The organism is Kineococcus indalonis, from assembly GCF_009906395.1.
GTDB classification, from domain to species: domain Bacteria; phylum Actinomycetota; class Actinomycetes; order Actinomycetales; family Kineococcaceae; genus Kineococcus; species Kineococcus indalonis.
This window is the reverse complement of the sequence record NZ_JAAALM010000098.1, coordinates 1-9,814: the sequence shown is the minus strand read 5'-3', so window position 1 is coordinate 9,814 and position 9,814 is coordinate 1. Positions and strand designations below refer to the sequence as shown.

The 9,814-nt window shown below is 76.2% G+C and carries 7 protein-coding genes and 1 pseudogene; 5 read left to right on the top strand and 3 right to left on the bottom strand.

Annotated elements, in window-relative coordinates:
- Positions 1-25: 25 nt before the first annotated feature.
- Positions 26-1,069 carry a cytochrome d ubiquinol oxidase subunit II gene (cydB, locus tag GTR00_RS07185; RefSeq protein ID WP_323132305.1) on the bottom strand — a complete coding sequence of 348 codons (1,044 nt, stop codon included), beginning with the start codon at positions 1,067-1,069 and terminating at the stop codon, positions 26-28.
- Positions 1,070-1,132: 63 nt separating this feature from the next.
- On the bottom strand, positions 1,133-2,623 hold the full coding sequence (locus tag GTR00_RS07180) for a cytochrome ubiquinol oxidase subunit I (protein ID WP_166610949.1): 1,491 nt from the start codon (positions 2,621-2,623) through the stop codon (positions 1,133-1,135).
- A 194-nt stretch (positions 2,624-2,817) separates the two neighbouring features.
- Here GTR00_RS07180 and GTR00_RS07175 point away from each other — a divergent pair, with 194 nt between their 5' ends.
- Both GTR00_RS07175 and GTR00_RS25620 read left to right on the top strand, forming a co-directional pair.
- Positions 2,818-3,180, top strand: coding sequence for a BlaI/MecI/CopY family transcriptional regulator (locus GTR00_RS07175; protein WP_205705257.1), 363 nt, complete (start codon positions 2,818-2,820; stop codon positions 3,178-3,180).
- A gap of 45 nt (positions 3,181-3,225) precedes the next feature.
- Positions 3,226-4,203 (top strand): M56 family metallopeptidase, encoded by a 978-nt coding sequence (locus GTR00_RS25620; protein WP_166610947.1) that lies wholly within the window; start codon positions 3,226-3,228, stop codon positions 4,201-4,203.
- 12 nt (positions 4,204-4,215) lie between these two features.
- Here GTR00_RS25620 and GTR00_RS07165 read toward each other — a convergent pair whose 3' ends face one another.
- Positions 4,216-6,852, bottom strand: a complete 2,637-nt coding sequence (locus GTR00_RS07165; protein WP_166610946.1) for a hypothetical protein — start codon at positions 6,850-6,852, stop codon at positions 4,216-4,218.
- Positions 6,853-7,389: 537 nt separating this feature from the next.
- On the opposite strand from GTR00_RS07165, the gene flgB reads away from it, so the two are divergent.
- The 3 genes and pseudogenes from flgB to rpmE all read left to right on the top strand — a co-directional run bounded on the left by flgB (position 7,390) and on the right by rpmE (position 9,740).
- On the top strand, positions 7,390-7,737 hold the full coding sequence (flgB, locus tag GTR00_RS07160; RefSeq protein WP_166610945.1) for a flagellar basal body rod protein FlgB: 348 nt from the start codon (positions 7,390-7,392) through the stop codon (positions 7,735-7,737).
- Between the two features lie 328 nt (positions 7,738-8,065).
- A pseudogene (gene rho, locus GTR00_RS07155) lies at positions 8,066-9,352 on the top strand (transcription termination factor Rho); the annotation flags it as partial.
- Positions 9,353-9,524: 172 nt separating this feature from the next.
- A complete protein-coding gene (gene rpmE / locus GTR00_RS07150) occupies positions 9,525-9,740 on the top strand; it encodes a 50S ribosomal protein L31 (protein WP_166610944.1) in 216 nt (71 codons plus the stop codon).
- Positions 9,741-9,814 lie beyond the last annotated feature (74 nt).

Sequence of the window (9,814 nt, the reverse complement as noted above, 5' to 3'; positions counted from 1 at the left end):
GTGCTCGTGGTGCTCGTGGTGCTCGTCACCGCCCCGCGCGCGCCGGCTGCGGCCGGCGGGTGCGCTCGCGCTGAGGGCCGTGCCCGCTGGCCACGCGGCCGCGGAAGACCCAGTACGACCACAGCTGGTAGGCCACGACGCCGGGCAGCACGACGACGCCGACCACCGAGATCAGCTCCAGCGCCCCCTGCGAGGCGGCCGCGCCGCGCAGCGTGACGTGCCCGGCGGCGCTGAGGGTGCTGGGCAGCACCACCGGCAGGTGGGCGGTGAACACCGCGACCACGGCGACCGCCACGGCCAGGCTGGAGGTGGCGAAGGCCAGCGCCTCCGCGCGCCGCCAGGCGGCCACGGCGGTCACGGCCAGCAGGGCGGCGGCGGCGGCCACCGCGGGCTGCCCGGCGGCGAGCAGCACGGCCAGCGCGCTCGTGGCCAGCGCGGGGGCGGTGGCCACGGCCAGGCGGCGCGCGCGGGCGCGCAGCACGCCGGTGGTGCGCAGCGACAGGAACGTCGCGCCGTGCACCGTGGCCAGCAGCACGCCGGCCAGGCCGCCGAGCACCGCCCACGGGGAGGCCATCGGCGCCAGGGAGCGGGTCAGCCCGCCCAGCGCGCCGGCGCCGGCGTGCACCTCGCCGTCGGCGGCCAGGGCCAGGCCGTCGACCAGGACGCCGAGCACGGCGCCCCAGGTGGCGGCCAGCAGCAGCGAGGAGCCGGCCAGGGCGGCGTCGCAGCGCGCGCGCCAGCGCGGGGAGTCGTGCTTGCCGCGGAACTCCAGCGCCACGCCGCGCACCGCCAGCAGCAGCAGGACGGCCACCATCGGCAGGTACAGCCCGGACAGCAGGGCGGCGTACCAGTCGGGGAACGCGGCGAACGTCACGCCGATCGCGGCGACGAGCCAGACCTCGTTGCCGTCCCAGACGGGCCCGACGGTGCGCACGGCCGCGCCGCGCTCGGCGTCGGTGCGGCCCAGCAGGGGGCCGAGGAACCCGACGCCGAAGTCGAAGCCCTCCAGCACGAGGAACAGGACCCAGGCCAGGACGGCGACGCCGAACCAGAGGACGGGCAGGTCCACGAGAACTCCTGAGACTCGGTGGTGCGCGGTGGTGCGCGGTGGGGTCGGTGGGTGAGCGGGTGGTCAGTAGGTGAGCGCCACGTCGGCGTCGTCGGCGTCGTCGGCGTCGTCGGTCGTGCCGGTGGTGCCGGTGGTGCCGCCGTCCGCGCGGGGCGCGGGGTCCGCGGGCAGCCCGGCGCGCACCAGCCGGGTGACGAGCACGGTCCACGCCCAGGCCAGCGCGCCGTAGACGGCGGTGAAGGCGGCCAGGCTCAGCAGGACCTCGCCGGCGGTCAGGCCGGGGGAGACGCCGTCTGCGGTGCGGTACAGCCCGAGCACCAGCCAGGGCTGGCGGCCGGTCTCGGTGAAGATCCAGCCGAAGGAGTTCGCGGCCAGCGGCAGCAGCGGCAGCACGGGCACCGACCACAGCACGGTGGGGGCCAGGCGGGTGTCCACGGACAGCGGGCGCCCGGAGCGGGTGACCCACAGGTGCACCAGCGCCACCGCGGCGGCGAGCACCCCGACCCCGATCATGAGGCGGAAGCTCCAGAACGCCGCGGGGATCCAGGGGGTGTAGTCGCCGGGGCCGAACTGCGCGGCGTAGGCCTCCTGCAGGTCCTTCAGCCCGGAGACCTCCGCGGTGAAGGAGCCCTTGGCCAGGAAGGAGAGCAGGCCGGGGACCTCGACGCTGAACGTGGGGCGGTCCTGCCCGGGCGGGGCGTAGGCGAAGATCGAGAACGGGGCCGCGGTGGTCGTCTCGTACAGCGCCTCGGCGGCGGCCATCTTCATCGGCTGCACCCGGGTGATGACCTTGCCCAGCACGTCGCCGGTGAGCGCGGTGGCGGCCCCGCCGGCCAGGGTCAGCCAGGCGCCGAAGCGGGACAGGGCCCGGAAGGCGGCGAAGGGCTCCGAGGTCGCCTCGTGCCCGCCGCGCAGCAGGTGCCACACGCCCACGGCCATGAGCAGCGCGCCGCCGGCCATCACGGAGCCGGCCAGGGTGTGGGGGAAGGCGGCGAGGTTGACCTCGTTGAGCAGCAGGTCGCGGAAGCTGCCCAGGCGGGCGCGGCCGGTGGCCTCGTCGACGGTGTAGGCGACGGGGTTCTGCATGAAGGAGTTCGCCGCGAGGATGACGAACGCGGAGATCGTGGTGCCCACGGCGACGACCCAGATCGTGGCCAGGTGCAGCGCGCGCGGCAGCCGGTCGCGCCCGAACCACCACAGGCCCAGGAAGGTGGCCTCCAGGAAGAAGGCGAGCATGCCCTCCACGGCCAGGGTGGGGCCGAAGACGTCGCCGTAGAAGCGCGCGAAGGCGCTCCAGGACAGGCCGAACTGGAACTCCTGCACCAGGCCGGTGACCACGCCGACGGCGAAGGTCGCCACGAGCAGCTTGCCGGTCAGCAGCGCCAGGCGCCCGTGGCGGGCCGAGCGCTGCGCGGCGCCGCGGCGGTCCAGGACCAGCGAGGCGCTCTGCAGCAGCGCCGCGGAGATCGACAGGCTGATCGACAGGGGCACGAACAGGTAGTGGTAGAGCGTCGTCACCGCGAACTGCAGCCGGGTCAGGAGCTCGATGTCCACCGGGTCCTCGATCACTGGTGGGAGGGGGGCGGCCGCCACCGGCGGGCCGTCGACTACGTCGTGTCGTAGACGTGTCCAGGGTAGGCGCGCCCACCGCGAATCTCTACGACAGGAGGTAGTACGACGGGTCGCGTTCGTCACACCTCTTCGCGTACCATCCCCCCGTGGCACTGGGTGAGCTCGAACGCGACGTGATGGACCGCCTCTGGGGCGCGGGTCGGCCGCTGACCGTGCGCGAGGTCCACGAGCAGCTCGCCGCCCACCGCAAGATCGCCTACACCACCGTCATGACGGTCCTGGACCGCCTCGCCAAGAAGGCCGTGGTGCGCCAGGAGCGCGAGGGCCGCGCCTTCCGCTACAGCCCCGTCGCCAGCCGCGAGCAGATGGTCGCCGACCTCATGCTCGACGCCCTCGGCGGCGTGGAGGCCGTGGACACGCGGCAGGCCGCACTGGTCCACTTCGTCGGTGGCGTCTCACCGGCCGAGGCGGCGGCCCTGCGCGAGGCGCTGGACGCCCTGTCCCACCCGACGGCCGGGGGCGAGACCACCCCGGCGTGAGGACGTGCCCGAGCCGGGCCCCGGGCGCGGGAGGGTGAGGCGGCGGTGACCGCCTTCTGGTTCGCCGCCCTGGCCGTGCTGCTGGCCGGGCCCGCGCCCGCCGCCCTGGCCCGCGCCCGCTGGGCCTGGCGGGTGCCGCGCGCGGCGCTGGTGCTGTGGCAGTCCGTGGCCCTGGCCGCCGTGCTCGCCACCCTCGGCGCCGGCCTGTCCTCCCTGACGCTGCTGTTCACCGAGCAGCCCGGCCTGCCCTTCCTGGCCCGCCACGGCTTCGCCCAGACCACCCTCATCGGCCTGGGCACCGCCTTCGTCGCCGTCGTCACCGTCCGGTTCTGGGCCGTGGCCGCGCTGGTGGCCGTGCGCACCCGCCGCCGCCGGCGCCACCACCGCGAGATGGTCGACCTGCTGCACCGGCGCGACGCCGCCGGCGCGGTGGACCGCGCCCTGCTCGGCGAGGCCGGCGCGCGCGTGCTGCGGGTGCTCACCGGCCCCGCCCGCGTGGCCTACTGCGTGCCCGGGGTGGGCGGCAACCGCGTCGTCATCAGCGACGCCGTGCTGCGCGAGCTCAGCCCCGAGGAGGTCGGCGCGGTGCTCGCCCACGAGCAGGCGCACCTGCGCGCCCGCCACGACCTGGTGCTGGAGGCGTTCACCGTCCTGCACGCCGCCTTCCCGCGGGTGGTCTCCTCCCGCGCCGCGCTCGACACCGTCCGGCTGCTCGTGGAGATGCTCGCCGACGACGCCGCCCGCCGGCGCACCGGCGCGCTGCCGCTGGCGCGCGCCCTCGTGCAGCTGGCCTCCGCCCCCGGCCAGGGCGCCGGCGGGCCGGGGGAGCTGCGGGTGGGCGCGGACGCCGTCACCCGCGTGCGCCGGCTGGCCGAGGACCGCTGCGGGCCGCAGGAGCGCCGCGCCCCGCACCGCGGCCTGGCGGCGGCGGCCTACGCGGCCGCCGCCGGCGTCCTCGGCGTGCCGACCCTGGCCATCGCCGTGCCCTGGATCTCCTCCAGCTGGCGCGCCCTCGCCGGCTGAGCGGCGCGGGCGTCACTGCTGCAGGAGGTACACCTCCAGGCGCACCACGCCGGCCTGCGGCGAGGAGGCGTTGACCGCGCGCCAGAAGTCGCGCTTGGCCGAGCCGGCGAACACCTGACCGGCCGCGGCGTCCAGCTGGGCGTTGACCCGGCGCGCCAGCGCCGTGCCCGCCCCGGGGGTGGGGGCCGTGCCGAAGGTCAGCACGAACGCCGCCCGGCGGCCCTGCGCGCTCAGCTCGCCGGCCGCGCCGGCCACCGCCGCCCGGACCGCCTCGTCGGAGGCGTCGTGCAGCGCCAGCTCCAGCACCACCGGGGCCTGCGCCACGAACTCCTCCTGCTCGGCGTCGGCCGCGGCGGGCGCGACGCGCTCGGGCGCCCGGGGGGCGCGGGACTCCGACGGGTAGCCGTCCGAGGGGTAGCCCAGCGCGCCGTAGCGCTCGGCGGCGCGGCGCTGCGGGGAGGGCGCGACGGGTGCCGCGGGCTGCGGCGCGCGGCGCACGGGCTGCTGCACCTGCGCGGCGGGCTGGACCGGCTGGGGCTGGTGGGGCTGCTGCGCCGGGCGCGGCTGCTGGGCCGCGCGCGCCCGGGCGGCGCGCTGCTCGGCCTGCTGCGCGGCGCGCTGCCCGACCTGCTGGGAGGCGCGCTGCCCGACCTGCTGGGAGGCGCGCTGCTCGGCCTGCTGGGCGGCCTGCTGCGCGGCGCGCTGCTGGGCGGCCTGCCGCTCCACCTGCTGCACCGCGTGCGCCACGGCCTGCTGCGCCGCCTCGTGCGCGGCCTCGTGGGCCGCCTCGTGCGCGGCCTCGCGCGCCGCCCGCGACGCCGCCTCGTGCGCGGCGCGCTGCGGCACCGACTCCAGCAGGGCGCCGATGCTGCCGGTCAGCTCCTCCTGCAGCATCCGGCTGGCGTCGCGGTAGGCGCGGTTGACCTGGCGGACGTGGTCGTCCTGCGCCATCGTCAGCGTCTCGCGCACGTTGGTGGACACCGCCTCCTCCAGCGCCGCGCCCAGCGAGGCCAGCGCGCGGCCGGTGGCGTCGGCGTGCTCGTGCTGCACGGCCTCCAGCCAGCTCGGCACCCCGCGCATGTCGCGGGCGGCCGCCTCCAGGCGGGCCTCCACGCCGCGCCAGGTGTCCAGCACCGCGTTCTGCGCCTCCAGCAGCGCCGCCATCCGCTCGTCGTGGCGCAGCCGGCGCTGCTGCTCGCCGGCGGCGTCGTCCAGGCCGCGCACCGCCGCGCCCAGGGCGCGCTCGGCGGCCTCGGAGGTGCGCTGCACGTCCGCGCGCAGCGTCTCCATCGTCTGCGCGGCCTGCGCCGCCGAGGCGGCCACGTGCTCGCTGAACGCGTCGCCGGTGACGGCGGTGACCTTCTCGATGGACTCCAGCACGGTGCCCTGCAGGCGCTCCACGTGCGCGGCGGCGGTGCGGGTCAGCTCGGTGGTGACCTCCGCGGAGGCGGTGGAGATCTTCTCCACCGACTCGCGCGCCGTGGTGCTCAGCGCCTCCAGGTGGCCGGTGACCTGCGCGCCGAAGTCGGCGCTGTGCTGGCTCATCTGGCGGGCGGAGGCGGCCAGGTCGGCCATCGCCGCGCGGGTCTCGGTGGACAGCAGCGTCACGGACGTGCTGACGCCCTCCACGGCGCCCAGCACGCGGTCGCGGCTCTCGAAGCTCTCGCGCAGCGCGTCGGCGCTGGCCTTCTCCAGCTGCCCCAGCGAGCGCTCCAGGCGGTCGGTGGACTCGCGCAGCGTGGCGGTGTGCTGGGCGCGGTCGGCGGCGATCTGCTCGCGGTGGTTGCCCATCGCCTCGCTGACCGCCGCCTCCAGGCGCACGGCGGCGGAGGCGACCTGCGCGCCGCCGTCCTGGGCGGCGCCGGCGGCCTCGATCGCGGTGGCGCTGGCCGCGCGCACGTGGCCCACCAGGGTGCTGGTGTCGGCGTGCAGGCGGATCGTCTCGGCCACCAGGCGGCCCAGCTCGGTCAGGCCGCGCTCGAAGTGCGCGCCGAGCTGCTCGGCGGCGTTGCTGCGGTGCGGGGCCAGCGCCAGCGTGGTGCGCGAGGCCAGCGCGCGCAGGCGGTGCCGGTGCGCGGCCTCGGCGGCGGCGGCGGCCTCGTCGTCGGCGCGGTGGCGGCGGTCGGTGGCCACGCTGACGGCGATCGCGGCGGCGATCAGCGCCACGGCCAGCTCGGCGACGCGGTCCAGGGAGAAGAAGGTGCGCCCGCCGAAGCCGTCCAGCCACAGCTGCAGGAACGACAGGCCCTCCCCGCCCTCGCCGGCGGCGGTCATCTGCCCGTAGGCGCGCCCGGCGAAGAGCAGGCCGGCCCAGGTGACCATGACGGGGGCGAAGACGAGGATCGTGCGCAGCGAGCCCGAGCGCAGCACGCTGCGCCGCGCGGCCACGGGGGCGGGCGGGCCGTCGACGTCCAGGACGCCGAACAGGTCGCAGTCGGCCCAGCGGCCCAGGTCGTCCTGGGCGCGCAGCGCGCCCTCCAGCGAGCGCAGCGTGGAGGCGCGGTGCTCCTGCGCCTCCTGCCCGGCCAGCGCGCCGGCCTCGTCGGCCAGCCGCAGCAGGTCCTGGTCGAGCGGGTGCGCCGCGGGCGCGCCGGTGCTCGCGGGGGCGGCCTCGTGCTGCGGCGGCGTGCTGTCCTCGGGGAGGGTCATGTCCTGCCTCACGGGTGGCTGACGGGTGCTGGCGCGGCGCCCGCCGCGGGCGGCGGGCGCGTTCACCGCCCTCTTCTCGGCGCGCGCGCCGCGCGGCTTGAGCACGCCGCCGGCCCGGCTGCTCCGCCCGGGCTGCTGCGGCCGGGTGACGGTGTGCACGCACCGTGAGGACGTGCACGCAGCGTCACGACGGCCGGGTGGGTCGGCCGGGTGCGGCGCCGGCGCCGCACCCGGTGCGCGCCGGCGCGCCGGCGGGGCCCCGCGGGGGCGTCCGCGGGGGTGCTGGAGCACCCGTCCGGGGGCCGCGGCGCGCACCGTGCGTGGCCGGGACCGGGGGGCGCTGGGCCGAACGGGTGGTGCCGCCCCCGCGGGGCCGGAAAACCCCCCGCGACGGGGCGGGCGTGCTCAAGGCCGTCGCCCGCAGGGCCGATTGAGTCCCTGGGTGCAGGAGGCACCACCAACCCGGCCAGGACGGCCGCGTACGAGCACACGCCCTCGGTGACGGCAGTCGCCGGGGCCCAGTCGGAGGGTTGCCCCGTGCCCGATCTCACCAGTGTCGCGCTGCACACAGCGCTGGACGGTCTGCAGGCGCGTCAGCGGGCCATCGCCGACAACATCGCCAACATCAACACGCCGCACTACACCGCCAACAAGGTCGCCTTCGAGGCGTCGCTGAAGCAGGCCGTCGCCTCCGGCGACGCCCGCGGCGCGGCCACGTCCGGCATCACCACGGCCAAGTCCCTGGAGCCCACCCGCGAGGACGGCAACAACGTCAACCTCGACGAGGAGACGATCTCCAACATCTCCACCGGGCTCAGCTACCAGACCGTGCTGTCGGCGCTGAACTCCAAGTACTCGCTGCTGCGCACCGCGATGGGCCGCTGATGACCGCGCCCGCCACGAGCGCGCCCGTCACGAGCGCGCCCGCCACGAGCGCGCCCGGCGCGAGCGCGTGCGTGAGCCCGACCAGCAGGTGGAGCTGCCGCCGCTGCCGCGCCGCGAGGGCGAGGGCGAGCAGGCCCGCGCCGAGCGCCAGGACCGCCCCGAGCGCCAGGACCGCCCCGAGCGCGTCGAGCGCCAGGACCGCGGTGAGCGCCAGGACCGCGGTGAGCGCCAGGAGCGCGCCGAGCGTCCCGAGCGCGATCGCGCGGAGCGTCCGGAGCGCGCCCGCACCGAGGAGCGCGAGCCCCGCGCCGCCGCGGTGGGCGTCTCCGGCCCCGTCGACGACTTCGACGACGAGCGCGGCGGCCGCCGAGGCCGTCGCAACCGCTACCGCGACCGCAAGGGCCGCCGCGGCGGCCGCGAGGGCGCCGCTCCCGAGGTCGACACCGAGATCAGCGAGGACGACGTCCTGCTGCCGGTGGCCGGCATCCTCGACGTGCTGGACAACTACGCGTTCATCCGCACCTCCGGGTACCTGGCCGGGGCGAACGACGTGTACGTCTCGCTCAACCAGGTCAAGAAGAACAACCTGCGCCCGGGCGACGCGGTGACCGGTGCGGTGCGCCAGCCCCGCGAGGGCGAGCAGCAGGGTCAGCGCGCGAAGTTCAACGCGCTGGTGCGCGTGGACACCGTCAACGGCGCCCCGCCGGAGCAGGCCCGCAACCGGCCCGAGTTCACCAAGCTCACGCCGCTGTACCCGCAGGAGCGGCTGCGCCTGGAGACCGAGCCCAACGTCCTGACCACGCGGATCATCGACCTGATGTCCCCGCTGGGCAAGGGCCAGCGCGGTCTGATCGTGGCCCCGCCGAAGGCCGGCAAGACGATGGTCATGCAGGCCATCGCCAACGCCATCACGACGAACAACCCCGAGTGCCACCTCATGGTCGTCCTCGTCGACGAGCGGCCCGAAGAGGTCACCGACATGCAGCGGACGATCAAGGGCGAGGTCATCGCCTCGACCTTCGACCGTCCCGCCTCGGACCACACCGCCGTCGCCGAGCTCGCCATCGAGCGGGCCAAGCGCCTGGTGGAGCTGGGCAACGACGTCGTCGTGCTGCTGGACTCGCTGACCCGGCTGTCGCGCGCCTACAACATCTCGGCGCCGGCCAGCGGCCGCATCCTGTCCGGTGGTGTGGACGCCTCGGCGCTGTACCCGCCCAAGCGCTTCTTCGGCGCCGCCCGCAACGTCGAGAACGGCGGCTCGCTGACCATCCTCGCCTCGGCCCTGGTCGAGACCGGCTCCAAGGCCGACGAGGTGATCTTCGAGGAGTTCAAGGGCACCGGCAACATGGAGGTCCGCCTGTCGCGCCAGCTGGCCGACAAGCGCATCTTCCCCGCCGTGGACGTCCCCGCCTCCGGCACGCGGCGCGAGGAGATCCTCATGTCGCGCGAGGAGCTGCAGACCGTGTGGAAGCTGCGCCGCGTGGTCACCGCGCTGGACGCGCAGGCCTCCATCGAGCTGCTGCTCGACCGGCTCAAGAAGACCCGCAGCAACCTCGAGTTCCTCGTCCAGGTGCAGAAGTCCACGCCCCTGGTCAACAAGGACTCGGACGACTGACCCGACCGGCCCGGCGCGGGAATCACCGCGCCGGGCCGTCGGTTCCACCAGGTGAGCCGCTCCAGCAGCCCCCTGTGGGAGACTGGCTCGACCGCAGGCCCCGGCTCACGCCAGCACGACCCCCGGTGGGGGTGGGCGACCCGGCGCCGCTCGACGCGATGAGGAGAACACCATGAAGGCCGGTATCCACCCGGAGTACGTGGAGACCCAGGTGACCTGCACCTGCGGCAACACGTTCACGACCCGCAGCACCTCGACGAGCGGCGAGCTCCGCGCCGACGTGTGCAGCGCCTGCCACCCGTTCTACACGGGCAAGCAGAAGATCCTGGACACCGGCGGCCGGGTGGCTCGCTTCCAGGCGCGCTACGGCAAGAAGACCGCCAAGTAGCACCCTCGCAGCGCCGGTCCCACCGCCCCTCGGGCGGCGGGACCGGCGCTGTCGCGTTCCCGCCGCCCCGCACC

Coding starts and splice junctions, on each gene's coding strand:
- GTR00_RS07175 (WP_205705257.1), top strand. CDS start 2,818: ATGGACCGCCTCTGGGGCGCGGGTCGGCCGCTGACCGTGCGCGAGGTC.
- GTR00_RS07165 (WP_166610946.1), bottom strand. CDS start 6,852: ATGACCCTCCCCGAGGACAGCACGCCGCCGCAGCACGAGGCCGCCCCC.
- rpmE (WP_166610944.1), top strand. CDS start 9,525: ATGAAGGCCGGTATCCACCCGGAGTACGTGGAGACCCAGGTGACCTGC.